Annotated in this window: 26 protein-coding genes; 8 read left to right on the forward strand and 18 right to left on the reverse strand. The window is 61.7% G+C overall.

Features of this window, described 5'->3' with window-relative positions:
* Positions 1-55: 55 nt before the first annotated feature.
* From ubiB to queA, 6 genes are read right to left on the reverse strand one after another with little or no spacing between them, the layout of a single operon-like run.
* Entirely contained in the window at positions 56-1,582 is a 1,527-nt protein-coding gene (ubiB, locus tag DKK66_RS03945) for a ubiquinone biosynthesis regulatory protein kinase UbiB (RefSeq protein WP_045845479.1), read from the reverse strand.
* A gap of 19 nt (positions 1,583-1,601) precedes the next feature.
* Complete coding sequence (locus DKK66_RS03950) at positions 1,602-2,180, reverse strand: SCP2 domain-containing protein (RefSeq protein WP_131355694.1); 579 nt, start codon at positions 2,178-2,180, stop codon at positions 1,602-1,604.
* Positions 2,181-2,206: 26 nt separating this feature from the next.
* Positions 2,207-2,836 (reverse strand): LysE family translocator, encoded by a 630-nt coding sequence (locus DKK66_RS03955; RefSeq protein ID WP_131355697.1) that lies wholly within the window; start codon positions 2,834-2,836, stop codon positions 2,207-2,209.
* An 11-nt stretch (positions 2,837-2,847) separates the two neighbouring features.
* Complete coding sequence (ubiE, locus tag DKK66_RS03960; protein ID WP_045845476.1) at positions 2,848-3,582, reverse strand: bifunctional demethylmenaquinone methyltransferase/2-methoxy-6-polyprenyl-1,4-benzoquinol methylase UbiE; 735 nt, start codon at positions 3,580-3,582, stop codon at positions 2,848-2,850.
* Positions 3,583-3,584: 2 nt separating this feature from the next.
* The gene (locus DKK66_RS03965; protein WP_045845475.1) at positions 3,585-3,956 is read right to left on the reverse strand and encodes a gamma-butyrobetaine hydroxylase-like domain-containing protein; all 372 of its coding nucleotides are present in this window, start codon (positions 3,954-3,956) and stop codon (positions 3,585-3,587) included.
* 27 nt (positions 3,957-3,983) lie between these two features.
* Positions 3,984-5,015: a tRNA preQ1(34) S-adenosylmethionine ribosyltransferase-isomerase QueA gene (gene queA, locus DKK66_RS03970; protein ID WP_131355700.1), complete on the reverse strand. Its 1,032-nt coding sequence runs from the start codon at positions 5,013-5,015 to the stop codon at positions 3,984-3,986.
* A 300-nt stretch (positions 5,016-5,315) separates the two neighbouring features.
* On the opposite strand from queA, the gene aroQ reads away from it, so the two are divergent.
* From aroQ to DKK66_RS04005, 7 genes are all read left to right on the forward strand, one after another.
* Positions 5,316-5,765 (forward strand): type II 3-dehydroquinate dehydratase, encoded by a 450-nt coding sequence (gene aroQ, locus DKK66_RS03975; protein ID WP_045845473.1) that lies wholly within the window; start codon positions 5,316-5,318, stop codon positions 5,763-5,765.
* A gap of 34 nt (positions 5,766-5,799) precedes the next feature.
* Complete coding sequence (gene accB / locus DKK66_RS03980; RefSeq protein ID WP_045845472.1) at positions 5,800-6,264, forward strand: acetyl-CoA carboxylase biotin carboxyl carrier protein; 465 nt, start codon at positions 5,800-5,802, stop codon at positions 6,262-6,264.
* A 98-nt stretch (positions 6,265-6,362) separates the two neighbouring features.
* The gene (accC, locus tag DKK66_RS03985; RefSeq protein WP_045845471.1) at positions 6,363-7,721 is read left to right on the forward strand and encodes an acetyl-CoA carboxylase biotin carboxylase subunit; all 1,359 of its coding nucleotides are present in this window, start codon (positions 6,363-6,365) and stop codon (positions 7,719-7,721) included.
* Complete coding sequence (gene prmA / locus DKK66_RS03990; RefSeq protein ID WP_045845470.1) at positions 7,721-8,617, forward strand: 50S ribosomal protein L11 methyltransferase; 897 nt, start codon at positions 7,721-7,723, stop codon at positions 8,615-8,617. Before accC ends, prmA begins: the two co-directional genes overlap by 1 nt.
* On the forward strand, positions 8,614-9,780 hold the full coding sequence (locus DKK66_RS03995) for a DUF3426 domain-containing protein (RefSeq protein WP_131355703.1): 1,167 nt from the start codon (positions 8,614-8,616) through the stop codon (positions 9,778-9,780). Before prmA ends, DKK66_RS03995 begins: the two co-directional genes overlap by 4 nt.
* A gap of 124 nt (positions 9,781-9,904) precedes the next feature.
* Positions 9,905-10,450, forward strand: a complete 546-nt coding sequence (locus DKK66_RS04000) for a thiol peroxidase (protein ID WP_131355706.1) — start codon at positions 9,905-9,907, stop codon at positions 10,448-10,450.
* Positions 10,451-10,637: 187 nt separating this feature from the next.
* A complete protein-coding gene (locus DKK66_RS04005) occupies positions 10,638-10,868 on the forward strand; it encodes a hypothetical protein (RefSeq protein WP_045845467.1) in 231 nt (76 codons plus the stop codon).
* Positions 10,869-10,952: 84 nt separating this feature from the next.
* Here the strand turns inward: DKK66_RS04005 and DKK66_RS04010 are convergent, their stop codons facing one another.
* The 10 genes from DKK66_RS04010 to DKK66_RS04055 form a co-directional block, all read right to left on the reverse strand.
* The gene (locus tag DKK66_RS04010) at positions 10,953-11,957 is read right to left on the reverse strand and encodes an NAD(P)H-dependent glycerol-3-phosphate dehydrogenase (protein WP_045845466.1); all 1,005 of its coding nucleotides are present in this window, start codon (positions 11,955-11,957) and stop codon (positions 10,953-10,955) included.
* Between the two features lie 3 nt (positions 11,958-11,960).
* Positions 11,961-12,407, reverse strand: a complete 447-nt coding sequence (locus tag DKK66_RS04015; protein ID WP_062789535.1) for an SH3 domain-containing protein — start codon at positions 12,405-12,407, stop codon at positions 11,961-11,963.
* The gene (secB, locus tag DKK66_RS04020) at positions 12,407-12,859 is read right to left on the reverse strand and encodes a protein-export chaperone SecB (protein WP_045845464.1); all 453 of its coding nucleotides are present in this window, start codon (positions 12,857-12,859) and stop codon (positions 12,407-12,409) included. Before secB ends, DKK66_RS04015 begins: the two co-directional genes overlap by 1 nt.
* A gap of 147 nt (positions 12,860-13,006) precedes the next feature.
* Positions 13,007-13,264: a glutaredoxin 3 gene (gene grxC, locus DKK66_RS04025; protein WP_045845463.1), complete on the reverse strand. Its 258-nt coding sequence runs from the start codon at positions 13,262-13,264 to the stop codon at positions 13,007-13,009.
* A gap of 26 nt (positions 13,265-13,290) precedes the next feature.
* Positions 13,291-14,703, reverse strand: coding sequence for a D-alanyl-D-alanine carboxypeptidase/D-alanyl-D-alanine-endopeptidase (gene dacB, locus DKK66_RS04030; protein ID WP_131355709.1), 1,413 nt, complete (start codon positions 14,701-14,703; stop codon positions 13,291-13,293).
* Positions 14,704-16,878, reverse strand: coding sequence for a primosomal protein N' (locus tag DKK66_RS04035; protein WP_242673566.1), 2,175 nt, complete (start codon positions 16,876-16,878; stop codon positions 14,704-14,706).
* A gap of 490 nt (positions 16,879-17,368) precedes the next feature.
* Positions 17,369-18,430 (reverse strand): uroporphyrinogen decarboxylase, encoded by a 1,062-nt coding sequence (hemE, locus tag DKK66_RS04040; protein ID WP_131355715.1) that lies wholly within the window; start codon positions 18,428-18,430, stop codon positions 17,369-17,371.
* A gap of 62 nt (positions 18,431-18,492) precedes the next feature.
* Complete coding sequence (locus tag DKK66_RS04045; protein WP_131355718.1) at positions 18,493-19,413, reverse strand: fatty acid desaturase; 921 nt, start codon at positions 19,411-19,413, stop codon at positions 18,493-18,495.
* Between the two features lie 75 nt (positions 19,414-19,488).
* A complete protein-coding gene (locus DKK66_RS04050; RefSeq protein ID WP_045845459.1) occupies positions 19,489-20,010 on the reverse strand; it encodes a chromate transporter in 522 nt (173 codons plus the stop codon).
* Complete coding sequence (locus tag DKK66_RS04055; protein ID WP_045845458.1) at positions 20,004-20,567, reverse strand: chromate transporter; 564 nt, start codon at positions 20,565-20,567, stop codon at positions 20,004-20,006. Before DKK66_RS04055 ends, DKK66_RS04050 begins: the two co-directional genes overlap by 7 nt.
* A 76-nt stretch (positions 20,568-20,643) precedes the next feature.
* Between DKK66_RS04055 and gcvA the strand changes: the two genes are divergently transcribed.
* A complete protein-coding gene (gene gcvA / locus DKK66_RS04060; protein ID WP_062789528.1) occupies positions 20,644-21,531 on the forward strand; it encodes a transcriptional regulator GcvA in 888 nt (295 codons plus the stop codon).
* Between the two features lie 16 nt (positions 21,532-21,547).
* Here gcvA and DKK66_RS04065 read toward each other — a convergent pair whose 3' ends face one another.
* Both DKK66_RS04065 and DKK66_RS04070 read right to left on the reverse strand, forming a co-directional pair.
* Positions 21,548-22,402: a hypothetical protein gene (locus DKK66_RS04065; RefSeq protein WP_207389848.1), complete on the reverse strand. Its 855-nt coding sequence runs from the start codon at positions 22,400-22,402 to the stop codon at positions 21,548-21,550.
* A gap of 117 nt (positions 22,403-22,519) precedes the next feature.
* A complete protein-coding gene (locus DKK66_RS04070) occupies positions 22,520-25,654 on the reverse strand; it encodes an efflux RND transporter permease subunit (RefSeq protein ID WP_131355721.1) in 3,135 nt (1,044 codons plus the stop codon).
* Between the last annotated feature and the right edge of the window lie 3 nt (positions 25,655-25,657).

Here is a 25,657-nt window from a genome sequence, read left to right on the forward strand (position 1 = left end):
AAAGCACGCGTCTGATTGCCAGAGGCGTGCTTTTTTTACTGCCGGCCCGTAAGGGCTAGAGCAAGGATTTGACCAGCAAGGCGGTCAGCAGGATGGCAATCAGGCTGAGCAGGAAGTTCTGCCGTTTCTGCTCACGCATCAAATGCATATAACCCTCCACCAGCAAATCGCTCTTGGCTGCCGACAAGGCCTCGTTCAGCTTGCGCGGCAGCGTGGGCAGGGTGGTGGCCCATTGCGGTGCCTCTTGCTTGAGCGTGCGCAACATGCCGCGCCAGCCGATCTGCTCGTTCATCCACTTGGTGAGGAAGGGCTTGGCGGTGTCCCACAAGTCCAGCTCCGGGTCCAGCTGGCGGCCCAGACCCTCGATATTGAGCAGGGTTTTCTGCAGCAATACCAGCTGCGGCTGGATTTCCACATTGAAGCGGCGGCTGGTTTCAAACAGGCGCAGCAGCACCAGGCCAAAGGAAATCTGCGACAGCGGCTTTTCAAAGATGGGTTCGCACACCGTGCGCACCGCAGCTTCCAGCTCTTCGGCGCGTGTTTCTTTCGGCACCCAGCCCGATTCGATATGCGCGGTGGCCACCCGGTGGTAGTCACGGTTGAAGAAGGCCAGGAAGTTGACCGCCAGATAATGCTTGTCCTCGTCGGTCAGGCTGCCGACGATGCCGAAATCCAGCGCGATATAGCGGCCATCTTCCGCCACAAAGATATTGCCCGGGTGCATGTCGGCATGGAAAAAGCCGTGACGGAACACCTGGGTAAAGAAGATTTCCACCCCGAAGCGCGACAGCTTGCGCAGGTCCACGCCCTGCTCGCGCAGGCGCTCGATCTGCCCTACCGGCGTGCCGTGCATCCATTCCAGCGTCAGCACCTGCCGGTTGCTGTAGTCGTAAAACACTTCCGGCACGATCAGCATGTCCGAACCGGTAAAGTTGCGGCGCAGCTGCGAGGCATTGGCCGCCTCGTGCATCATGTCCAGTTCGTCGTGCAGGTATTTGTCGAACTCGGCCACCACCTCGCGCGGCTTCAGCCGCTTGCCGTCGATGAAAAAGCGTTCCACCCAGCCGGCCAGCGTGGCCATCAAGGCCAGGTCCTGCTCGATCACCGGCTGGATGCCGGGGCGCAGTACCTTCACCGCCACTTCGCGGCCACGGCTGCCATCCGGCTGTTTCAGCCAGGCCTTGTGTACCTGTGCCACCGAGGCACTGGCCACCGGGGTGATCTCAAAATCGACATACAAATTTTCTACTGGCTGGCCGAAGCTCTGTTCGATCACCTGCCGTGCCAGTGCGCCGTCAAACGGGGCGACACGGTCCTGCAAATGGGCCAGCGCGTCGGCATAGTCCGGCGGCAACAAATCGCGCCGGGTGGACAGCACCTGGCCGAACTTGACGAAAATCGGCCCCAGGCTCTCCAGCGCCAGCCTCACCCGCTCAGGCAGCGGTGCACTGACATCGCGCGGCACCGGGCACAGTTTCAGCAAACTGTGGACAAAGCCCAGCCGGGAATGGCCCTGGAAAAAATCATCCAGGCCATAGCGGTACAGCGTGGAAACAATCTTGAAAAAACGCGAAATCCGCATAATGAGAACGGGCTTGCCCTTATTCCTTGGTTTGCGCCAGCGCCGCTTCCAGCCGCGCCAGTCGTTTTTCGCTGCGCGCTACATCGTCACGCAGGCCATCCACTGCGGCCACAAAGCCACCTACTGACTGACGGCTGGCCAGCATGGGGGCTTCTTCCCGCAGGTGTTCCACCCAGTTTTCCAGCAAACGCCAGGCAATCTCACCCTTGAAGCCCAGCGAGGCACGCGCCACACGCTGCAGGCGATTGGCGGCGACATCGCCCACCAGCCGGGACAAATCCTCACCGGCATCCCAGCGCAAGCGGGCCAGCAATCGGCCCACAGCGGCGGCCAGTTCGGCATCGCCTTCCAGCACCACATCGCTCAGCGCCGGGTCGCGCCCGCTGGCAGCAGCCAGCGCCGCGGCATGACTCAGGCGGATGGTGGCTTCCGGCTCGCCCTCGCAGGCGGCCAGCCAGCCTTCTTCGGTCACCACCCCGCGCACTGTCATCGGTGCCAGCACCACACCCAGTCGCCGCCCGGCATGGGCTGCCAGTTCGGCACGCACGGCGGGCTGCTGGTTGAGCAGATGATTGAATACTGCAATCTGAATGCGCATCGCGTCTTCTCCGGAACCGAGCCAGCTCAGTGTTTCAAGCGGGCAAACAAGAGATTGATACCCAGCAGGATGAACAGGCCACCACACAGCTGATCCAGCCGCTGTGCCACGCCCTTGCGTCGCAGCCAGTCACCCAGCCGCGCCGACAGCAAGGCCAGCAAGGTGCACCAGGCGAGGCCGGTGGCGACAAAGGTCAGCCCCAGAATGACAAAAGACAGCGCGGTGGCACCCGGCTTGACGAACTGCGGCAGGAAGGCGAGGAAAAACAGCGCCACCTTGGGGTTGAACAGATTGGTGAAGAACGCTTCACGCAGGATCTTGCCCGGACGCGCGGCTTCCAGCCGGGCTGCATCGCCAGCGACACTGCTGCCGGGGCGGCGCAGCATCTTCACCCCCAGCCACAGCAAATAACCGGCTCCCAGCAGCTTCACCGCCAGAAAGGCCATGGCAGATGTCGCCAGCAGCGCCGACAGGCCAAAGGCCGCCAGCAGGGTGTGGCCCAGACTGCCAAGGCCTATGCCCAGCGCCGACAACAGCCCCACCTTGCTGCCCTGTGCCGTACTGCGGCCCAGAATGTAGAAGGTGTCCGGGCCGGGCGTCAGGTTAAGCAACAAGCCTGCCGCCATGAAGGCCCACAGATTGGTGATGCCATCCATGGCGCGTGTCCTTACAGTTTGTAGCCCTTATGCAGCGCCACCACGCCGCCAGTCATGTTGTGGTAATCCACCTTGCCGAAACCGGCTTCCAGCATCATGGCCTTCAGGGTTTCCTGATCCGGATGCATGCGGATGGATTCGGCCAGGTACTGGTAGCTGTCGGCATCGCCGGCCACCATCTTGCCCATCACCGGCAGCGCCTTGAAGGAATAGAAGTCATAGAAGGGCGACAGCGGTTTCCATACCTTGGAAAACTCCAGCACCATCAGCTTGCCGCCCGGCTTGAGTACGCGGCACATTTCTTTCAGTGCTGCGTCCTTGTGCGTCATGTTGCGCAGGCCGAAGGCCACCGACACCGCATCGAAATAATTGTCCGGGAACGGCAGTTTTTCCGCATCGGCCAGCGATACCGGCAGAATCAGGCCTTCGTCAAGCAGACGGTCACGCCCCACGGTCAGCATGGAGCTGTTGATGTCGGTCAGCCACACTTCGCCCTTCTTGCCCACGCGCTTGCTCCAGCCGCGCGCCAGGTCGCCGGTGCCACCGGCGATGTCCAGCACCTTGTCACCGGGTTTCACGCCGGAGGTGGTGAGGGTGAAATGCTTCCACACGCGATGCAGGCCACCGGACATCAGGTCGTTCATCACGTCGTACTTCTTGGCGACAGAGTGGAAAACCTCGGCTACCTTGCCGGCCTTTTCACTCTCGGCCACCGTCTTGAAGCCAAAATGCGTTTCTTGATCCATATTCACTCCCTGCTCGCGCCAGCGGCGGCGAGGCGATTCAAATAATCCTGCCAGTACGCGGTCTGCTGCGTGCCCAGCTCGTAAAGGTAAGACCAGCTATAGAGGCCGCTGTCGTGGCCGTCATCAAAGGTGATCTTCAGCGCGTAATGACCAACCGGCTCCAGCGCGGTGATGCCGACATGGCGCTTGCCGGTTTGCAATACTTCCTGCCCCGCACCGTGTCCGCGCACTTCGGCCGAAGGCGAGTACACGCGCAAATATTCAGCCGGTAGCTGGAAACGGGCACCATCCTCGTAACTGATTTCCAGCGTGCGGGACACTGCATGCAAGGTGATTTCCTGCACTTGCGGGCTATCGGGAGTCAATCCTGCCATGTCTGCCTCATCTGTGGGGTAAGGGGTTCAGCCCTGTTCGTCCTTGCGCTCCAGCAGCATGGCGTCGCCATAGCTGAAGAAGCGGTATTCCTGCTGCACTGCATGGGCGTAGGCCGCACGCATTTCCGCATAACCGGCAAAGGCCGACACCAGCATCAGCAGGGTGGATTTGGGCAGGTGGAAATTGGTGAGCAGCCGGTCCACCACGCGGAAGCGGTAACCGGGGGTGATGAAGATGTCGGTTTCGCCACGGCCAGCCACCAGTTCGCCACTACGGGCGGCGGATTCCAGCGCGCGCATGCTGGTGGTGCCAACAGCCAGCACCTTGCTGCCACGGGCATGGGCGGCCTGGATCAGATCGTAAGTGCGTTGCGGCACATCGTAGATTTCGCTGTGCATCTTGTGGTCGGCAATGTTTTCCACCCGTACCGGCTGGAAAGTGCCTGCGCCCACATGCAGGGTGACATAGGCCAGCTCCACGCCCTTGGCTTGCAGGGCGGCCAGCATTTCCTCGGTAAAGTGCAGGCCGGCAGTCGGTGCCGCTACTGCGCCTTTTTCCCGCGCATACACGGTCTGGTAGCGCTCGTCGTCCTCGCCCTCTGCCGTTCTCTCTATATAGGGAGGCAGCGGCAGCTTGCCGGAGGCGTCCAGAATGTCGAACAGATTGTCCTCGGCCAGAAAGCGCAGCTTGAACAGCTCGCCTTCACGGCCCAGCATTTCGGCTTCCCAGCGTTCGGCAAAAATCAGCCGGGTGCCGGGTTTGGGCGATTTGGAAGAACGGACATGCGCCAGTGCGGTGTGCTCGTCCAGCACCCGCTCGATCAGCGCTTCAATCTTGCCGCCACTGGCTTTTTCGCCGAACAGTCGCGCCTTGATGACACGGGTGTCGTTGAACACCATCACGTCGCCCTGCGTAAGCAGGCTGGCAAAATCGGCAAACTGGCCGTCGCTGAGGGTAGAGCCGGCAACGTGCAGCAAACGGCTGGCACCACGCACCGCAGGCGGGTGCTGGGCAATCAGGTGATCCGGCAGGTGGTAATCAAAATCAGACAGCAGCATGGTGTGAAGCTCGAATCAAAACCGGCAAATTATACCTGCGACCGCCTGCCCCGGCACGGACTTGTTCGGCCCGGGGTGGAATTTGAGCTTGATCAAGGGTATGTGGCAAGAAACTGTAAAAAATTTGCCACCGTTTAAAATGCGGTTCACTGTAGTGCTTTCGCTCGAAATGGCGGGCTTTTCGGGGAAACCGGCAGTTAGTTTCATACATCAAACAACCGTTTGAAATACTGGAAAAGCTAGACATCGTGTCGCCATTTGCGGCAAACTCGCGCCCATGTTGAACTCAGGAGCAAAGCTTTGACCGGAAAAATCCTTGTGCTGCACGGCCCCAATCTCAATCTGCTTGGAACACGGGAACCACAGCACTATGGCCGGGACACGCTTGCCTCCATCAACCAGCGGCTGACCGAACAGGCCGAAGCCGCCGGTTTCGAGCTTGAGGCGCTGCAAAGCAACGCCGAACACCTATTGATCGAACGCGTTCATGCCTGCATGACAGACGGAACGTCGTTCATCATCATCAATCCAGCGGCCTTCACCCACACCAGCGTTGCCCTGCGTGACGCCATTTCCGGGGTGAAGGTGCCATTCATAGAAGTTCACCTGTCCAACGTCCATGCCCGCGAACCCTTCCGCCATCATTCGTATTTTTCGGATCTGGCAGTTGGCGTGATTTGCGGCCTGGGCGCCCAGGGCTATGAACTGGCACTTGCGCACGCCATCCGGCGTCTGTCTGCGCAAGCCTGAACATAATAAAGTACATCCCATCCGAAGGATTACCATGGATCTGCGTAAACTGAAGAAACTGATCGATCTCGTCGAAGAATCCGGCATTGCCGAACTCGAAGTGACCGAAGGGGAAGAAAAAGTCCGCATCACCCGCGTATCGGCCAATGCACAGCAAATTGCCTACGCCCAGCCGATGATGCAAATGCCGATGCAACAGCAAGTGGCCGCTCCGGCTGCTGCCGCACCGGCAGCCGCTGCCGAAGCCCCGGCTGCCGCCAACAATGCCAATGCACTGAAGTCGCCGATGGTAGGCACCTTCTACCGCTCCGCCAGCCCGGGTTCCAAGCCCTTCGTGGAAGTCGGCCAGAGCGTGAATGCCGGTGACACCCTGTGCATCATCGAAGCCATGAAGCTGATGAACGAAATCGAAGCCGACCGTTCCGGCGTGGTGAAGGCCGTACTGGCCGAAGACGGCCAGCCGGTTGAATACGGCGAGCCGCTGTTCATCATCGAGTAATTCTCTCTGCCTCGCTAATAGACGCCAGAGATGACAGGGGCACGACACCGCGTCAGTGCCCCTGTTGTTTGACGCGCCACCCAACGGACGTCCATACCATGTTTGAAAAAATCCTGATTGCAAACCGCGGCGAAATCGCCCTGCGCATCCAGCGCGCCTGCCGCGAAATGGGCATCAAGACCGTGGTCGTGCATTCCGAAGCCGACCGTGAAGCCAAATACGTCAAGCTGGCCGATGAATCGGTCTGCATCGGCCCTGCTCCGTCGACCAAAAGCTACCTGAACGTACCGGCGCTGATTGCTGCCGCCGAAGTGACCGACGCCCAGGCCATCCACCCGGGTTATGGCTTTTTGTCGGAAAACGCCGACTTTGCCGAACGCGTGGAACAATCCGGCTTCGTCTTCATTGGCCCGCGCCCGGAAACCATCCGCCTGATGGGCGACAAGGTATCCGCCAAGGACGCCATGATTGCCGCTGGCGTGCCCTGCGTGCCGGGTTCCGACGGTGCCCTGCCGGATGATCCGGCCGAGATCGTCAAGATTGCCAAGAAAATCGGCTTCCCGGTGATCATCAAGGCCGCCGGTGGTGGTGGCGGTCGCGGCATGCGCGTGGTGCATACCGAAGGCGCACTGATCAACTCGGTACAGATGACCCGTACCGAAGCCGGCGCAGCATTCGGCAACCCGACTGTCTACATGGAGAAATACCTGCAGCAGCCGCGCCATATCGAAATCCAGATTCTGGCCGACGAATACGGCAATGCCATCTACCTGGGCGAGCGCGACTGCTCCATGCAGCGTCGTCACCAGAAAATCATTGAAGAAGCACCGGCTCCGGGCATTACCGACGAGCAGCGTCAGCGTATTGGTACCGCCTGCGCCGAAGCGTGCAGCCGCATTGGCTACCGTGGGGCCGGTACTTTCGAGTTCCTGTTCGAAAACGGCGAGTTCTACTTCATCGAGATGAACACCCGCGTACAGGTAGAACACCCAGTGACGGAAATGATCACCGGTGTGGACATCGTGCAGGAGCAGATCCGCATTGCTGCCGGCGAAAAGCTGCGCTACAAGCAAAGCGACATCGTGCTGCGCGGCCATGCCATGGAATGCCGTATCAACGCCGAAGACCCGTTTACCTTCGTACCGTCGCCCGGCAAGATCGAAAGCTATCACCCGGCTGGTGGCCCCGGCATCCGTATCGACTCGCACATCTATCAGGGCTACACCGTGCCGTCGCATTACGACTCCATGGTGGGCAAGCTGATTTCCTATGGTGACACCCGCGATCAGGCCATGGCCCGCATGCGCGTTGCCCTGTCGGAAATCTCCATCTCCGGTATCAAGACCAATATCCCGCTGCACCAGGAATTGTTCATGGATGCCGCCTTCCAGCGTGGCAGCACCAGCATCCACTATCTGGAAGAGCGCCTGTCGCAAATGAAAAAGGGAGACGCATAATGGCCTGGCTGCAAGCCACCATCGATACCGATTCGGCGGTGGCCGAACGCCTGGCCGATGCGCTGATGGATGCGGGTGCGCTGTCGACCGCTATTGAAGACGCCCTGGCCGGTACCGACCAGGAGCAGCCCATCTTTGGCGAACCCGGCATGCCGGTGGACAAGCTGTGGAACCACAGCCGCATCATCACCCTGTTTGCCGAAGATGCTGACGTAGCCCTGCTGATTGCCGCTGCCTGCAACGCCTGCAAGCTGGGCATGCCGGTTTACAAGACCGAGCGCGTGGAAGAGCAGGACTGGGTACGTCTGACCCAGTCCCAGTTCGAGCCTATCCGCATCTCGGATCGCTTGTGGATCACCCCCACCTGGCACGACGCCCCGGCACCGGATGCGGTGAACCTGCAACTGGACCCGGGCCTCGCCTTCGGTACTGGCAGTCATCCCACCACGCGGCTGTGCCTGCAGTGGCTGGATGCACATGTTGCCGGCGGTGAAAGCGTACTGGACTACGGCTGCGGCTCCGGCATCCTGGCCATTGCCGCACTCAAGCTGGGTGCAGGCAGTGCCGTGGGTGTGGACATCGACGCCCAGGCCGTGCGCTCCAGCCGCGACAATGCGGACCAGAACAATGTGACCGCCACCTTCTGCCTGCCGGATGCCAATCCGGCTGCCCAGTACGATGTGGTGCTGGCCAACATTCTGGCCAATCCGCTGCGCATGCTGGGTCAGCTGCTGGCCAGTCATGTGAAAACCGGTGGTAAAATCGTGCTTTCCGGCATTCTTGCCGAGCAAGCCGACGAACTGTCTGCGATTTATGCGCAGTGGTTTACCATGGACACTCCGGTGTTCGATGAAGGCTGGACCCGACTGACAGGAACCCGACGCCCAAGCGTATGAGCTACACCACACAGTGCCCGAGTTGCCAGACCCGTTTCAAGGTTAACGATACGCAGCTAGCCGCCGCCAAAGGCCTGGTTCGCTGCGGGCGCTGTGCGCATGTATTCAACGCTACCGAGCATTTTGTCAGTACCGAACCGGCGACCCCGCCGGTTCTGACCCAGCCAGAGGTGCCAGGCCCGGCACCTGCCCCGTCTCCTGCAGCACCCAGCCCACTGGTGCCACCGCCGTCAGCGCCGCAGGCGCACGACCCGATGGACGATTTCGAGCTGGAATTGCCCGACTTCGACCCACAGACTGCCGCCGAAACACCGGTCAGCGATGACTTCAATCTGGACATCGCGCCAGAAGGCGACATGGCTGCGGCCGACACCGAGCAACAGCGCAGCGAAGCGGAAGAATTCCAGCGCGCACTGGCCGAAGCCCTCAACACCCGACGCGCTCCCGCTGCCACTGCTGCCTACGCTGCAAGCCCGGTCGATGCCGAAGAGGACAAGGGCTTGCCCGATGTCTTTGGCAAATCACGCCGTGGCAACGAGGAAAACATCCCCCCTGCCGCCACGCCGGACAGCCCCGAGCCTGAAGTACCGGCCAGCGCTGGCATGGAACTGCCGCATCAGGACGCCCATGCAGCCCACGACAGCGAACATGCTGATGAAGCCACAGTCGGCAAGGCCCGCAATCCGCTGCTGACCGTGTTGATGGTCTTGCTGGCGACCGTCGCCACCCTGCTGCTGGCAGGCCAACTGGTGTATTTCAACCGCACCCGCATTGCAGCTGAAGTTCCGGAAGCCCGCCCGGCGCTGGAAGCATTCTGCTCGCTGGCCGGTTGCAAGGTGCCCTGGCCCAGCGACATTGCGCAGATCCGTACCGAATGGTCAGAACTGGCTTTCGTGCCGGAACATCCCAATCTGGTCCAACTGTCCGCCACGCTGAAGAACCACGCGGCATTTGCCCAGAATTACCCGATGCTGGAAGTGTCGCTGAAGGATGCGGACGACCAGGTGCTGATCCGCAAGGTATTTGCACCCAAGGAATACCTGAAGGCGGACGACCTCAAGCTGCAACGCTTCAATGCCAACAGTGAGGTGAAGATCACCATGCGGCTGGACATCGGCAAGGTACGCGCCATGGGTTACAGCCTGTACTGGTTCTATCCCTGATTCTGCGCCCAGCAAAAAAGCGGCCCTGGCCGCTTTTTTTACGTCATTGGTCAACAAAACCTGCAATTCGCCTTGTTTTTGCCGCCATGCTGTCCACCATGAGGATACGGACAAGGAGACAAGCATGAGCGATTTCATTCTGCAATACGGTGACGAAGACATCCCTGTCGCCGGAGACTTCCCGCAGGCTGGACAGTTTCTGCCCAGCTTCATGCTGGTGGATGACCGGAAACGCGACCTGGCGCTGGAGAACTTTGCCGGTCAGCCCAAGGCCATCATCACCCTGCTATCGGTGGATGAAGACGAACACGCCGGACTGGCGCTATTGCAGGACACCCGGCGCTTTCTGGAAAGCTGGCCGGAACTTGCCATTATCGTCATCACGGTGGATTCGCCCTCCTCGCTGCTGCGCTGCCGTCAGGCGCATGGCCTGCCCGGCGTGAGCCTGCTATCCACCCTGCGCGGGCGCGACTTCCACAAGCAGTACGGCGTACTGGCAATGGGCTATCCCTTGAGCGGCTACACGGCACCAGCCATCCTGATTGCCGATGGTGATAACCTGATCCACTACGCCGAACGCCTGCACCACACCACCGACCGTTTCAACCAGCATGCCATTGCCGCCCTGCTGGCAGCTGAACCGGAGCCGGGCTCCGCCACACCCCGGTGAAGCAGACTGCAACACGCAGCTACTACGGGCCACAGTGACAAACTGCCGGCCCGTAAGTTTCCTCGAATTAAACACCAATAGTAAACAAATGATTAAATTAAATAGTATTTATTGAAAAATAAATGGTCAATATACTGTACTCAAGCTGTCAGACACAGCAGATAACGCACTTAGCAAGGAGCACAGTATGAAAACCGCCGCCATCGCCCTGATTACCCTGATTGCCAGCAGCGCAGCATTTGCCCACGACACCAACAACAACCCGCCGGCCCCGGACAGCGTGGCTGCCTGGCAAGCCGAACAGCAAGCCATCAAGGCGCAATTTGACAAGCTGCCGGCTGCCGAACAGCAGCGCATCCAGAAAATCAATGCCTACTGGGATGCGCAAAGCCTGCGTGAAAACCAGCGCACTCACTGAGCCCGATCAGGCCGTGCTGCTGGCACTTGCCAGCATGAAAAAAGCCTCCACGACGGAGGCTTTTTTCACGCTTGGAGGCGGGCATCATTGCAATGCACCGCCACCTTCAGACTTGGGCGCGCGGCTGAGCAATCCCTCCACCACCCGGTGCGGGTCATTGCCCTGATACAGCAAGCCGCATACCGCAGCGGTAATCGGCATTTCCACTTCCAGCCGTTCGGCCATGGTCAGCACTTCACGCGCGGTGCTCACGCCTTCGGCCACATGGCCCAGCTCGGCCAGAATGCTGTCCAGCGACTTGCCCTCTGCCAGCTTCAGGCCCACCTGCCGGTTACGCGACAGCGCGCCGGTGCAAGTCAGGATCAGATCGCCCATGCCGGCAAGGCCCATCATGGTTTGCTGGCTGGCACCCAGAGCACTGGCCAGACGGGTGATTTCCGCCAGCCCGCGGGTAATCAGCGCGGCGCGCGCATTCATGCCAAAACCCAGTCCATCCGCCACACCGGTGGCAATGGCCATCACATTCTTTACCGCACCACCCACTTCCACCCCTACCAGATCATCATTGGCATACAGGCGCAGCAGCGGGCTGTGCAGTTCACGGGCGATACGACGGGCAAACTCGGCATCGTCCGACGCAATGGTGACGGCAGCGGGCAGGCCTTCGGCCACTTCACGGGCAAAGCTGGGGCCGGACAACACACCGCAGGGGTGATCCGGCGGCAACTCTTCGGCCACCACCTGATGCGGCAGCAGGCTGGAACCCGCTTCAAAGCCCTTGCAGGCCCACAGGATGGGCGGCAAACCGGATGACAGCGCAGTCAGCGCCCGCAGCGTGGGACGCAAACCGGCAATCGGGGTGACGATCAGGATCAGCTCGGCATGCTGGATGGCACGCGGCAATTCGGCAGTCAGGGTAATGGAGTCGGGAAACCGGCAATCCGGCAGATAGCGACGGTTGACGCGCTCGGCAGCCAGCTCGGCCATCAGGGCGGCATCGCGCCCCCACAGACTGACATCATGATGACGGGCAAACGCCATGGCCAGGGCACTGCCCCAGGCTCCGCTTCCCAGAATGGCCAGTTTCATGATTTACAAACCCCACAGATCGCTGATGCGGGCATAACCGCCACTGCCGTCACGGTGCTTGATACGCACCCAGCCGTCCCTGGGGGCTTCCTGCCATTGCAGCACGCCATCGCGTGCGACAGAAAACAAGGGTTTGGCATCGGCAGCCGGTGCATCACGCACCACGGCCTGATCGGCGGTCACCAGCAACCAGCGTTGCGAGGACAATGCCGCCAGCGGTATCCAGGCGATGCCGCCAGTGGCATCACGCACGCGCGACCATTCCTTCTGGCTGGACAGGACCTCCACCGGGTAGTAGCGGCTGACCACAAACAGCTTTTTGGCACTCAGCGCAGGCGCCTCGTACAGCGCCACGCCGGTTTCCTTGACCGAACGGAACTCCAGTGCCTGGGCTGGCAGGGCAATGAACCCGGCCAGCATGGCGGTGACAGTGACGAGGCGGCGCAGCATCAGGCGTTGCCGGCTTCGGCTTGCTGGGCACGCTGTTGCATGTACAGCGCTTCGAAGTTGATCGGCGACAGCAGCACCGGCGGGAAGCCGGCACGGTTTACCAGGTTGGACACGGTTTCGCGCGCATACGGGAACAGGATGTTCGGGCAGGCCACGCCGAGAATCGGTTCGATGTCTTCGGCCGGTACGTTTTCGATGCGGAAGATGCCGGCTTCGGTCACTTCGCACAGGAACATGGTTTTTTCCGGCAGTTTGGCCGTTACGGTCACGGTGAGGGCAACTTCGAAGAAGCCATCGTCAATCTGCTTGCCTTCGCTGGCCAGTTGCATGTCGATTTCCGGCTGGGCGGCTTCCAGGTATACCTGAGGTGCATTCGGCACTTCCAGGGACAGGTCCTTGACGTAGATCTTTTCGATGGAGAAAACCGGTTGCAGCTCTTGTTGTTCGCTCATGTCTTGTCTCGCTCAGGGCCGCACGCAGCGGCCGGTTGGTCAGAAAATCAAGCTCGCATCATCGCATGAAAGCACGGCAGGCCACCAGAGGGTGCCCGTGCTATCCCTGCTGTGTTTGCCCGCTGCCTGATGTGGGCTTGATGGCGGTCAATCCGCCAGCAGGATGTCCAGCTTGCCGGCCTGGTTCAGGGCCACCAGATCATCGCAGCCACCCACATGGGTGTCGCCGATATAAATCTGCGGCACGGTACGGCGGCCGGTACTGCTCATCATGCGGTCGCGGGCTTCCGGGTCCAGGTCGATGCGGATTTCTTCAATGCCGGTCACGCCCTTGCTGGCCAGCAATTGCTTGGCACGAATGCAGAACGGGCAAACCGCCGTGGTGTACATGGTGACGTGTTTCATGAAAAACCTGTTGATGCGTGGTGGGTTCAGGGTTGCATTATAGCGTCAGCCGGGGCGGACGCGCTGCGGTCGAAGCGGTGAATCAGGTCGGCCACCACGGCATCCAGTGCGCCGGCCATGGCTGGCGCACGCGGACTGTTGACGATGGCCACCATGGCAAGTCGTCGGCCATCTGCCGCCTGCCAGTAGCCTGCCAGGGCCTTCACGTCTTTCAGCGTACCGGTTTTCATGCGCAGGCGCGGGCCGATGCTGGCAAAGCGGCGCTTGAGCGTGCCGTCTTCACTTGCCAGCGGCAGGCTGGTCATCAATTCGTTGCCGTAAGGCCCGCGAGCAGCGTTGAGCAATACCTGGCCCAGCAGGCGGGCCGATACCCGTTCGCGGCGCGACAAGCCGCAACCGTTCTCCAGCACCAGCGCATCTGCCACGATATGTTGCTCGGCCAGCAGGCTGCGCACCGCGGTCTGGGCATCGGCCGGGGTATCGCCGCTTGTTGCCGCCTCGCGCCCCAGCGTCAGGAATACCGTGCGCGCCATGGTGTTGTTGCTGTACTTGTTGATGTCGTTAAGGGCCGTGGTGAGTGGCTCGGACTGGAATTGCGCCAGCGTGCGCGCATTGGCTGGTGCGCGGCCCAGTGCCATGCCCTGCGGGCCGCTGCCGCCCAGCTCTTGCCACAAAGCGGTGAAACTCTGTGCGGCAAAGTCGTTATGATCCAGCACGTTGACATAGGCCTGGCTGCCATCACAGGCGGCGGGCAGCTTGCCACTGACTTCAAGCTGGTTGCCCTGCTCTCTGATGTGTACCCACTGGCGCACATCCGGGCAAGTGGCTACGGTGTCACCGCCATTGCTCAGCCGCGCCTGCAGGCTGACACCGGCCAGTGGCGGGTCCAGCACTACGCGTATGCCGTTGCTGTCATTGAAAAAGCGCAACCAGGCCACTTTCAATGCGACGAGGTGGGCGTCTGGCTCGACGGTGAAGGATTTGCCTTCGTCCCCGCCAAAATTTTCGGCCGTACCTATGCTGCTGAAGGCGCTCTTGTCCAGCAGCAGCCGGCCATCAATCTGGCGGATGCCACGCAGGCGCAGGTCGTGCAGCAGGCTGCGCAGATTGGCCATGCCAAAGCGTGGATCGCCCGCCCCTACCCATACCAGGTCCCCCTTCAGCACACCGTCCTGTACCGGGGCGGCCGAGACCAGCCGGGTGGTCCAGCGGTAGCCGGGGCCCAGCCGGTTGAGCGCAGTCCAGCTGGTGAGCAATTTCATGGTGGAAGCCGGGTTGACCGGCACATCTGCACGCAGGCTGGCCAGTTCCGGGCCACCTTCTACCGGAGCGGCCCAGACCGCCACTTCATCGGGTTTGAGTCCGTGCAGGTCAAACGTGGCGGCAGTGGCAATGTGGCAGGACAGCGCCAGTGCCACAACGGGGAAAAACACCTTCATTTACATCTCCTGCGGGTCGACATCCAGCGACCAGCGCAAACCGCGGCCATACTGGCGTGCCAGTTGATCCAGCAGCGGGGGTAATTGATCGAGAAACTGGTGCAGCTGCTGACGGTTGGCACACTCCAGCACCAGCTGGGCGCGTTCGCGGTTCGCCAGCCGCACCATCAGCGCCGGGGCCGGGCCGGAAATCAGCACGCCAGCGGCAAGGTTTTGTACCTGACTGCGCACCTGGGTGAGAAAGGCCGTGGCCTGCGCCAGTTCGGTGGCATCGGCCCGCAGCAGGGCCTGATGTACCGACGGCGGAAAGGCTGCCTGACGGCGCTCTTGCAACAGGCTGGCGGCAAAGCCATCAAAATCGTGCGCCACCAGTGCCTGATACAGCGGGTGATCCGGCCATTGCGTCTGCACCAGCACTTCACCGGGGGCATCGGCCCGGCCAGCGCGGCCAGCCACCTGGGTGAGCTGGGCGAACAGGCGTTCGGAAGCGCGATAGTCAGCCGAATACAAACCGCCATCGGCATTCAGCACAGTCACCAGCGACAGGGTGCCAAAATCGTGGCCCTTGGCCAGCATCTGGGTGCCGACCAGCATGTCCACCTCACCGGCATGCACCTGGCGGTAAATCTCTTCCCAGGCCTGTTTGCGCTGGGTGGTGTCGCGGTCTATGCGCAGGATGCGCGCAGTAGGGAACAGACGCCCCAGTGCGGATTCCAGCCGCTGCGTGCCCTCGCCCAGCGGCTTGATGTCCGGCGCACCGCACTCCGGGCAGGCGTGGGGTACTGCCTCTTCCCAGCCGCAATGGTGACAGCGCAGCTTGCGCTCCAGCAAATGCAGCACCAGCCGGGTGGAGCAGCGCGGGCAGCCACTGGTCCAGCCGCAATCACTACAGGCCAGCACCGGGGCAAAACCGCGCCGGTTGATGAACACCAGGCTCATCTCGCGCCGCTCCAGCCGGGCAGCCAGGGCCTTGATTACAGGATCGGACAATCCTTCGGTCAGCTTGGCACGCCGGGTATCCACCAACCGTACCTGCGGCAGCCTGGCGGCACCATGGGCCCGCTGGCTGAGCTTGAGCTGGCGGTAGCGTCCGGCTTCGACATTGGCCACGGTTTCCAGACTGGGGGTGGCGCTACCCAGAATGATGGGCAAGCCGGCACGGTGCGCGCGCCAGATGGCCAGATCACGTGCATGGTAGCGCAAGCCGTCCTGCTGCTTGAACGAGCCATCATGCTCTTCATCCACCACGATCAGCCCCAGGCGCGGCATGGGGGTGAATACCGACAAGCGGGTGCCGATCACGATATCGGCACGTCCTTGCCAGGCGTCCAGCCAGTTGCGCAGGCGCTCGCCCTCCGCAAGCTGGCTGTGCTGTACCGCAATGCGGGTGGCAGGAAAACGCTGGATGAAGCGCTCCACCAACTGGGGGGTAAGGTTGATTTCCGGCACCAGTACCAGCACTTGCTGCCCGGCAGCCAGGCTGTGGGCAATGCGCTGCAAATACACTTCGGTCTTGCCACTGCCGGTGATGCCATGCAACAGCCAGGGCTGGAAGCCGCCGGGCTGCGCCAGCAAGGCATCCAGTGCGGCCTGCTGGTCTGCATTCAGTTGCGGCGCACTGCCCAGCTGCAAGGCAGGCTTTTCTGCCGTCACACGCTGCACCAGCCCCTCCGCCAGCCAGTCCGCCAGAATCTTGCCTGCCTGCGGCGTGACCAGCCGGGCTTGTGCCTGCGTAAGCGGGCCATCGCACAAGGCCTGCCACAAGGCCAGGCGTGCCCGCTGCCGTGCAGGAGGCTGGCTTGCCTGCCCCAGCTCGCTCAGGCCAAACGGACGTTCATCGACCGGGGTGATATCACGCGCTTCACGCAGGCCGGTGGGCAAGGCGGTAAACAGCGTCGGCCCAAGGGGATAGTGGTAATAGGCAGCGGCAAATTCGGTAAGGGCCAGGAAATCCGCCGGTAGTGGCGGCAAGCCGTCAAACACCTGATCGATGGTTTTGAGCTGGCTGTCGGACAAACCCTCTGGGGGTATGCCAGTGACGGCTACGCCACACAGCTGTCTTTTGCCAAAGGGAACCGCCACCCGTTGACCGGGTATGACATCAAAATGAGACAGGTAGGTAAATGCGCCAAACAGGGGCAGATCAACCACCACCTGAACTCTCTGAGAACCCACGGTAAATTTTCCCTTTACAGCAAACCCAGCACCGACAAGGCTTTGCGCCATCTATGCACAGAAGCTGTGGATATCTTTGTGAACAACTCTGCATCCTGGCATGGAAAGGCCATTAAATCAGCATTTCCATTAGATTGCACAAAAATTAATCAGAATAATATTTCTTTTAATTTCAACAACTTAAGTACATTGCACTAATTTTGCCCATCGGACTTGACAATTTGCTTCCAAGGGCAATTCCAGTGTGCATAACTCGGAGAACAACAGTCGGTGCAACTGTCAACTCCCCTGTCTGGCAGACGCTTCATTTGTTGCCACACTCCGCCAAAACCGCAAGGCAAGGCAGGATATACCCCCTCCCCCGCAGCCAGGAGAAAAGATACAGCAAGTGCGGAAAATCGAAAAACAATTGGAAATCAGGCAGGAAATAAAGCTTGGATTCTTGCAAATGGGCAGGCCGGGGCAGCATGCCCCAACCTGCCGGCAAGACTTACTGATGGTAAGGACGCGACAGACGATGTACCGCTTCAACCAGTGCCGCGGCATGAGCCGGGTCGGCATGCTGGGAAATGCCATGCCCGAGGTTGAACACATGGCCGGAACCCTGGCCATAGGCCGCCAGAATGCGGCCGGCTTCCGCCTCGATGGCTGCGGGCGAGCCAAACAGGGCGTTCGGGTCGAAATTGCCTTGCAGTGCCACCTTGTCACCCACACGCGCACGGGCCAGGCCAATGTCGGTGGTCCAGTCCAGGCCGACACAGTCCGCACCGATGGCGGCGATGTCTTCCAGCCATTGACCTCCATTCTTGGTGAATACGATCACCGGCACGCGACGGCCGTCGGCTTCGCGCTTCAGGCCGGACACGATGCGCTGCATGTAGGCCAGCGAGAATTCCTTGTAGGCCGCGTGGCTGAGCGCACCGCCCCAGGTATCGAAGATCTGCACCGCCTGGGCACCGGCGTCGATCTGGGCATTCAGGTAGTCGGTCACGGTCTGGGCATTGACCGCCAGAATGTGGTGCAGCAGTTCGGGACGGCTGTACAGCATGGCTTTCACGTGGCGGAAGTCATCCGAACCACCGCCTTCAATCATGTAGCAGGCCAGGGTGAAGGGGCTGCCGGAGAAGCCGATCAGCGGCACGCGACCATCCAGCGCCTTGCGGATGCTGGACACGGCGTCGAACACGTATTGCAGCTTGTCCAGTACCGGCACCTGCAGTGCACGGATGGCTTGCTCGTCGCGCAGCGGGCGTTCGAACTTGGGGCCTTCGCCCTCGGCAAAGTACAGGCCCAGGCCCATGGCATCCGGCACGGTGAGAATGTCGGAGAACAGAATGGCGGCATCCAGCGGGAAGCGGTCCAGCGGTTGCAGGGTGACTTCGGTGGCGTAGTCCGGGCTGGTGCACAAGCCCATGAAGCTGCCCGCGCGCGCGCGCGTGGCGCGGTATTCCGGCAGGTAACGGCCAGCCTGGCGCATCATCCAGATGGGGGTGTATTCAACCGGCTCCTTCAGGAGCGCACGCAGGAAAGTGTCATTCTTGAGCTGGGTCATGTCGGTGTGGGCTTGCTAGCCTGGCGTAATGAATTCAGCGGCATTATACCCATCCCTGACTTCTACAGGGGTATTACCGGCAGATGGTCTCTGGCCTGAAGCTGCCATTGCTCGCCCCATAGCCGCGCCAGATAATCCCCGTCCCAGCCCTCACTGGTGCTGGCAAACTGCTGCGGCAGCGCTTGCCAGGGCAAATGCGGCCAGCGCTGGTGCACGCCGCGCAGATGGCTGTTGAGCAAGCCGTAGCCCAGCCAGCGCGGCAAGAACAGATTGGCCGCCCGACGCGGGCAACCCAGCGCCTGGGCGGCAAAGCAGACGTGGTCGGTCAGGGAAATCAAGAGCGCGCGCAACAGCAGTGCCAGCCACAGCATCCAGTCATGCTGGCCATACCCCAGCAAAGACAATAGCGGCAACAGCAGTGCCAGCGCGGCATCGGTGCGCGCAGTAGACAGACGGCCACAACGCTGCATGCGTACATGCAGGCGCGGCCACAAGGCAAAGTGGCGACACAAAAACGGCCAGCGCGCCGAGCCGGGCACGAACAACAGCAACAGGCTGCCACACCAGGCCAGCAGGTAGGCTCCGCCGCACATGCGCAGGATCAGCAGCAACTGGCGCATCCAGTAGCGTTCACGGGTGGGGTCGTACACTTCAACCTGCTGCCAGCGGCTGCGGCTGTAACGGTGGTGCAGTTGATGCGCCTGCCGCCACACATCGAATGGCAGGCCCAGCGTGATACCCATCAGCCTGCCTGCCAGCCGGTTATGGCGGGCAGAAGGCAACAGGTGGCCATGTGCCGCCTCATGCAGCAATTGCCAGCGCAGCGGAATCAGTAGCAAGGTCAGCAACAGCATCAGGCCGCAGGCCGGATGCAGGCACAGCACCGCCACCGGAACAGCCACCAGCTCCACCAGGCACAGGCGCAAGGCCAGCAGGGTCAGCAACAGGTTTTGCCGGGCAGGTGTCAACGACCACAGGCGCATGGTTTCTCCGTCAGCGTGCAAGCCATTCAGTCTGCCCACACTGCGTGAAACACTGATGACGCGCCGGGCAAAGCTTCAGATCCACCCCAGCCAGCCAAGCAAGGCCCCGCCAGCGAGCAGCCACAGCGGATTGATGCGGCTGCGCCAGGCGATGACAGCGACTACACCGCACAGCAGCCAGCCGGTCCAGCGCGCATTGGCCGCCTCGCTCATCAGCATGGCACTGCCCGCCACCAGGCCGATGGTCAGCGGGGCCAGCCCGCGCTCGATAGCCCTGCGCCACGGCGAACCATGAAAGCGTTGCCACAAGCGGGTGACGTAGTAACACAGCAGCGAGGACGGCCCGCACATGCCCACGGTGGCCACCAGCGCACCGGCCAGGCCAGCCACTTTCCAGCCAATCAGGCTGACCACCAGCACATTCGGGCCCGGTGCCGCCTGGGCGATGGCAAACAGGGCGGCAAACTCCTGGCCGCTCATCCAGTGATGGCTTTCCACCACATAGCTGTGCATGGCCGGAATCAGCGTCACTGCGCCGCCCACCGCCATCAGCGAAAACAGGGAAAAACTGGCCAGCAAGGACAGCAGGATCAACATGGCTCATCTCCAGAGCGCTGGCGACGCCGGGCCAGCCATACCGACAGCGGCCCCAGTGCCAGCAACACCGGCAGCAAGGGCCAGCGCAACACGCCGACCGCCACAAAGGTGAGCATGGCCAAGAGCACCGCCTGCCAGTGCACTTCCAGTTTCTGGCCCATGCGCAACACCATGGCCAGCAACAGGCCTGCCGCCGCCGAGGCCAGCCCGTGCAAGGTGCCTTGTACGTCCGGCAGGCTCTGGTAATGGTCGTACAACATGGCCATGGCCAGCACGATGATGAGCGGCGCCAGCATCAGCCCTGCCACAGCCAGCCAGGCACCGGCCACACCATGAAAGCGCGAGCCGATGGCGATGGACATATTGACGATATTGGGCCCGGGCAGAATCTGCCCCAGCCCCAACAGTTCGGTGAACTCTTCCTCGTTCAGCCAGCGGCGTTGCTGCACCAGCATGCGGTGCGCCAGAGGCAGCACGCCGCCAAAGCCGCTCAGGCCGATGCTGAAGAAACCCAGAAACAACTGGCGGCGCGTAGGAATGACAAGTGATGGATTCATAGTGCAAGGCTAGCCCGCCAACGCCGCCAGAACAAACGAGTTTTTATGGCATTCTTTGTGAGCTAAACTCACCAGCATGAATCGCCGCCTACCTCCACTCAATGCACTCAAGGCCTTTGAATCTGCTGCACGACAAGGCAGTTTCACCGCTGCAGCCGAAGCCCTGTATGTGACCCACGGTGCCATCAGCCGTCAGATCCAACAGCTGGAGGACTGGCTGGGTGTCAGCCTGTTCGAGCGTCATGGCCGCCGGGTGCGGCTATCGGCCGCCGGGCAGGCTTATCTGCCCGCCATCCAGACCGCGCTGGACGGCATTGCCAGCGCTACCGAAAAACTGCAGGCGCGCCAGCAGGGGAAACGGCTGAACATCAATGTCACCCCCACGCTGGCCATGCACTGGCTGCTGCCCAGGCTCACCCGCTTCCAACTGCGTTACCCCGGGGTGGAATTGCGCCTGGCGACATCGGATGCCAGCATCAACAACCAGAATGCCGACTTCGACATTGCCATCCGTCGCGGCAAGGACCACTGGCATGGCTTTGTCTCGCATGCCTTTCTCACCGAACGGGAAATCCCGGTATGCAGCCCGGCCTTGCTGGCGCGCCTGCCCATCCGGCAGCCTGCCGACCTGGCCCGGCACACCTTGCTGCATTCGGAAACCAGGCCGGTTGCCTGGGCACGCTGGCTGGCTGCTGCCGGGGTGCCCGGCTTGCAGTCCGCCGCCGACCAGCATTTCGATCATTACTACCTGGCCTTGCAGGCTGCGGTAGACGGGCTGGGCGTGACGCTGGGCGCGCTGCCGGTGATAGAAAGCGAACTGGCCAGCGGCAAACTGGTGGCACCACTGGCGGGGCCGGAAATTGCGGTACGGGGTTATTCCTGGGCCGTACCGCAATCACTGGTGGGCGATGAACTGGTCACCGCCTTTTGCCAGTGGCTGGAAGAAGAAGGGCAACAACACTGATATGCCAGTACCGGCATCAAGGCCGGTACCACAGGGCGCGGTCCTGCAAGGGCGTGGCCGCTGGCAACTGCGGATTGGGTAATGCAATTTCCTGCCGTTTGTCCAGTGCCAGCTGCGACAGCAACTGGCCGTTATAACGCTGGAACAGCTGGTTGAAACGACCATCCTTCAATGCCTTGCGCAGGCCCTGCTCCAGTTGCGCGGCCAGTTCCGGTTTGAGCGGGCTGACAAAAAAATACATGGCCGTGGGATAGTGCAGCACCAGGTTGCGGTCGATCAGCAAGCCCTTGGCCACTGGCAAGGCGGCTTCGCGCTGGACTTCGATCACGCTGCGCGGGAAGTAGTCAAAGCGCTTGCGTTGCAGCATGGGAAACAGATTGCCGTAATCCTGGCTGGTCAGCACCTGCAAGCCGGCATTGCGCAGGATGGCGGTATCCGGCCAGTCCGCCACCTGCCCGGCCACCAGCCGGGACAGCTGCTTCACATCACGGACACCGGCCAGCACGTCTGGCTGGCTGGCATTGACCAGCGCCACCCGCCAGCCCAGCAAGCCTTTGTCCAGCGGAATGCGGATGGGAATAGCCTGTTGCTCGCGCTCGCGGCTGGTCATGCCCCAGAACAGGTCAATGCCACCATCGCGCTTGCCCATCTGCACCATGGCCCGCGACTGGTTCATGGCGGCAGCGGCTTGCAGCTGGCAGCGCAGCTCCGCCTCGTCACAGGCCAGTTGCAACAGGGAAAGCATGTAGGGCAGGTGCGGGTCTTCCAGCCCGGACACCAGCGCATAACGCAGCGGGACTGGCGGCACCGCAGCCAGTGCGGACAGTGACAACAGCACAGCTAGCAAACAGCTGGCAAAGCAGCGGTACATGACGTTCTCCCCAGGCCTTCCGCAACCGTTCGGCTGCGGGTCGGAAAACCGGATGCTTCAGACAGAAGCAAGAATCCGATTATAGAAAACGAAGCTGTTGTCTAGCTGACCTTTGGGTCAGTCTTTCCTTGCACCATCTTCCCCGGCCGGCTGCTGACTGCCGGCTGCCAGCCTGCGCCGCAAGAACTGGCGCACACCATCCAGATAGCTGTACACCACCGGCAACACCAGCAGGGTCAGCACGGTGGAGCTCACCATGCCGCCGATGATGGCAAAGGCCATCGGGGCGCGTGTTTCCACCCCTTCCCCGCTGCCGACGGCCATGGGAAGCATGCCGAAGATCATGGCCAGGCTGGTCATCATGATGGGCCGCAGCCTCACCTGGCCGGCGGCAATGATGGCCTCGGTACGGGCCATGCCCTCGCGGCGCGACTGGTTGATGAAATCCACCAGCAGGATGCCGTTCTTGGCGCACAAGCCCATCAGCATGATGATGCCGATGACGGAAAACATATTGAGCGTGGAACCGGACAGCCACAGCGCCACGAACACGCCGACAAAGGCCAGCGGCAGCGCCACCATGATGGCCAGCGGCATGGTGAAGCTGCGGAACTGGGCGGCGAGGATCATGTAGATGAAGATCACCCCCATGGCCAGCGCCTGCAAGGCATAGCCCAGCGACTCTTCCATGTCGCGCCGCTCGCCCTCTTCGGCCAGGCTGACCCCGGCGGGCAGCTTGAGACTGGCGGTGATCTTGCTGATATCGGCAAAGGCCGAACCGGCATCGCGCCCGGCGATATTGCCGGTGACCGTCACCTGGCGCAGCAGGTCGACCCGGTCGATCTGGCGCGGGCTGAGCCCCGGACTGAGCCGGGTCACCGTGGACAGCGGCACCATGCTGGCCGCGCCATTGGCATCGGCCCGTCCTGCCACGGTAATGATGTCCAGCAAGGCATTGCTGCGCTCGGCACGCGGCACTTGCAGCAACACATCGTAGTTTTCCCCATCCGGCGCTTCCCAGGTGCTGACCACATCCCCGGCCAGCAGCTGCGACAGCGTGCTGCCCACCTTGTTGAGGTCCACCCCCAGGCTGGCGGCGGCATCGCGGCGTACTTCCAGCTTGATGGCCGGGTCGGCATCGGACAGGCTGCTTTGCAGATCGCCCACCCCTCTTACCCGTGCCAGGCGGCTCATCAGCTGGCTGGCAGCGGCATCCAGCTCGGCAAGACTACTGCCGCGCAAGCCGATGCTGATGGGCTTGCCACCGGGGCCTTCCTTGCCCATTTCCTCGATGGACTCCACCTCCACGCCAGCCACCCGGCCAGCCTTGGCGCGGGCCTGCTGCATCAACGAAAACAGGCTGTGCCGGCGGCTGTTCTTGTCCCCCAGGTCCACCACCAGTTGGCCGTCACTCTTGCTGGCGCCAAAGCTGCTGCTACCGGCCGTCAGCTGGATGGAATGCACATCAGGCAGCTGACGCAGCAGGGCTTCCAGCTCGCGGCCCTTGGCCACGGTGTAATCCAGCGAGGAGCCGGGAGCCGTCTTGAAGGATAGCGAGAATTTGCCCTTGTCCTGACGCGGCATGAATTCGCCGCCGATATGCGGCAACAGCATGAAGCTGCCCAGCAATAGCAGGACAGCCAGCGACAGTACCGTCTTGCGATGCGCCAGCGACCAGCCGATGACGCCCACATAGCGCTGTGCCAACCGGTCGAGCGAAGCCTCGAACCAGTCCAGCATGCGCCCCAGCGGGCCACGGTGCCGGTCGCCATGCTGGTGCGGGTCCGGCCAGATGGAAGACAGCATAGGGTCCAGCGTGAAGCTGACCAGCATGGAAATCAGCACGGCTACCGTTACGGTGAGGCCGAACTGGTGAAAGAACTTGCCGATGATGCCGCTCATGAAGCCTACCGGCAGAAACACCGCCACCACGGTAAGGGTGGTGGCCAGTACCGCCAGGCCGATTTCATTGGTGCCATCCAGCGCCGCCTGCACATGGTTCTTGCCCAGCTGGCGATGACGCACGATGTTTTCCCGCACCACGATGGCGTCGTCAATCAACAGGCCGATAGACAGGGACAGTGCCATCAGCGTCATCAGGTTGAGGGTGAAGCCCAGCGCCTGCAGGGCAAACAGGGTGCCCACCAGCGCCACCGGCAAGGTGAGACCGGTAATCACCGTACTGCGCCAGCTGCCCAGAAACAGGAATACGATCAGCACCGTCAGCGCCGCACCTTCCAGCAAGGTGGCCTCCACATTAGCCAGCGACTTTTTCACCTCGACGGATTTGTCGTAGGTGAAGTGCACCTGGGTGCCGGCCGGCATGCGGCCTTGCATGGCATCGATCACCTGCTTCACGCCATTGGCCACTTCCACCACATTGGCCCCACGCGCCGCCCGGATATCGATACCCACCCCGGGTTTGCCATCAATCAAGGCCGTGCTGCTGGCTTCGGCTTCGGCATCGCTAACACTGGCGACATCCGACAGCCGGATGGGGCTGCCATTGCGGTAACCGGTGACCAGGCTGGCAAAGTCTTCCGGCGACTTGAGCTTGCCACTGACCCGCACATTCAGCTCGTTGCTGGCACTACTGACCGCCCCGGCCGGGAAGTCCCGGTTACCGGCGCGGATGGCATCGGCCACTTCCTGCAAGGACAGGCCGCTGGACTCCAGCCGGTAAGGGTCGACATCAATGCGGATTTGCCGCCTCAGCCCGCCCACCACCTTGGCTTCGCCCACGCCGGACACCATCTGCAGGCGTTTTTTCAGGGTGTTTTCCAGCCAGGTGGTCAAGCTGCGTTGCGACACCTGGTCCGAACTGAAGGTGATGGACAGCAAGGGCTGATCGTTAGGATTGAACTGCGACACCGACGGCGTGCCGATTTCGCGGCGGAAACGGCCCTGCACACCGCCCACCCGGTCGCGCACATCCTGCACCGCCACCGCCGGGTCCACCGTCAGCGCAAACTCCACCACGATGGTGGAACTGCCTTCAAACGAATAGGAACGGATGTGCTTGATGCCGTTGATGGTATTGATGGCCTCTTCCAGCGGGCGGGTCACTTCGCTTTCCACCACTTCGGGCGAGGCACCGCCATACCCGGTGCTGACCACGGCCACCGGGAAACGGATGTCCGGCAGCTCTTCCACCGGCAGTCGCGTCCAGGCAAACAGTCCCAGCACCAGCAGGGACAGCATCAGGACGGTAGCGAAATAGGGATTGCGCACGCTGACGCGGGTCAACCACATGCC

The sequence above is a fragment of the Aquitalea sp. USM4 genome (assembly GCF_004328945.1).
Taxonomy (GTDB): Bacteria; Pseudomonadota; Gammaproteobacteria; order Burkholderiales; family Chromobacteriaceae; genus Aquitalea; species Aquitalea pelogenes.

Excerpts from the sequence above, each read along its gene's own strand:
- DKK66_RS04010 (WP_045845466.1), bottom strand. The coding sequence starts at position 11,957 with ATGAAACTGGCCATTCTGGGAAGCGGAGCCTGGGGCAGTGCCCTGGCC.
- DKK66_RS04055 (WP_045845458.1), bottom strand. The coding sequence starts at position 20,567 with ATGAATCCATCACTTGTCATTCCTACGCGCCGCCAGTTGTTTCTGGGT.
- accB (WP_045845472.1), top strand. The coding sequence starts at position 5,800 with ATGGATCTGCGTAAACTGAAGAAACTGATCGATCTCGTCGAAGAATCC.
- DKK66_RS04015 (WP_062789535.1), bottom strand. The coding sequence starts at position 12,407 with ATGCTGCGCCGCCTCGTCACTGTCACCGCCATGCTGGCCGGGTTCATT.
- DKK66_RS03955 (WP_131355697.1), bottom strand. The coding sequence starts at position 2,836 with ATGGATGGCATCACCAATCTGTGGGCCTTCATGGCGGCAGGCTTGTTG.
- DKK66_RS04005 (WP_045845467.1), top strand. The coding sequence starts at position 10,638 with ATGAAAACCGCCGCCATCGCCCTGATTACCCTGATTGCCAGCAGCGCA.
- hemE (WP_131355715.1), bottom strand. The coding sequence starts at position 18,430 with ATGACCCAGCTCAAGAATGACACTTTCCTGCGTGCGCTCCTGAAGGAG.
- ubiE (WP_045845476.1), bottom strand. The coding sequence starts at position 3,582 with ATGGATCAAGAAACGCATTTTGGCTTCAAGACGGTGGCCGAGAGTGAA.
- DKK66_RS03965 (WP_045845475.1), bottom strand. The coding sequence starts at position 3,956 with ATGGCAGGATTGACTCCCGATAGCCCGCAAGTGCAGGAAATCACCTTG.
- dacB (WP_131355709.1), bottom strand. The coding sequence starts at position 14,703 with ATGAAGGTGTTTTTCCCCGTTGTGGCACTGGCGCTGTCCTGCCACATT.
- gcvA (WP_062789528.1), top strand. The coding sequence starts at position 20,644 with ATGAATCGCCGCCTACCTCCACTCAATGCACTCAAGGCCTTTGAATCT.
- DKK66_RS04070 (WP_131355721.1), bottom strand. The coding sequence starts at position 25,654 with ATGTGGTTGACCCGCGTCAGCGTGCGCAATCCCTATTTCGCTACCGTC.
- DKK66_RS03950 (WP_131355694.1), bottom strand. The coding sequence starts at position 2,180 with ATGCGCATTCAGATTGCAGTATTCAATCATCTGCTCAACCAGCAGCCC.
- queA (WP_131355700.1), bottom strand. The coding sequence starts at position 5,015 with ATGCTGCTGTCTGATTTTGATTACCACCTGCCGGATCACCTGATTGCC.
- accC (WP_045845471.1), top strand. The coding sequence starts at position 6,363 with ATGTTTGAAAAAATCCTGATTGCAAACCGCGGCGAAATCGCCCTGCGC.
- grxC (WP_045845463.1), bottom strand. The coding sequence starts at position 13,264 with ATGAAACACGTCACCATGTACACCACGGCGGTTTGCCCGTTCTGCATT.
- DKK66_RS04065 (WP_207389848.1), bottom strand. The coding sequence starts at position 22,402 with ATGTACCGCTGCTTTGCCAGCTGTTTGCTAGCTGTGCTGTTGTCACTG.
- secB (WP_045845464.1), bottom strand. The coding sequence starts at position 12,859 with ATGAGCGAACAACAAGAGCTGCAACCGGTTTTCTCCATCGAAAAGATC.
- DKK66_RS04045 (WP_131355718.1), bottom strand. The coding sequence starts at position 19,413 with ATGCGCCTGTGGTCGTTGACACCTGCCCGGCAAAACCTGTTGCTGACC.
- DKK66_RS03995 (WP_131355703.1), top strand. The coding sequence starts at position 8,614 with ATGAGCTACACCACACAGTGCCCGAGTTGCCAGACCCGTTTCAAGGTT.
- DKK66_RS04050 (WP_045845459.1), bottom strand. The coding sequence starts at position 20,010 with ATGTTGATCCTGCTGTCCTTGCTGGCCAGTTTTTCCCTGTTTTCGCTG.
- DKK66_RS04000 (WP_131355706.1), top strand. The coding sequence starts at position 9,905 with ATGAGCGATTTCATTCTGCAATACGGTGACGAAGACATCCCTGTCGCC.
- ubiB (WP_045845479.1), bottom strand. The coding sequence starts at position 1,582 with ATGCGGATTTCGCGTTTTTTCAAGATTGTTTCCACGCTGTACCGCTAT.
- prmA (WP_045845470.1), top strand. The coding sequence starts at position 7,721 with ATGGCCTGGCTGCAAGCCACCATCGATACCGATTCGGCGGTGGCCGAA.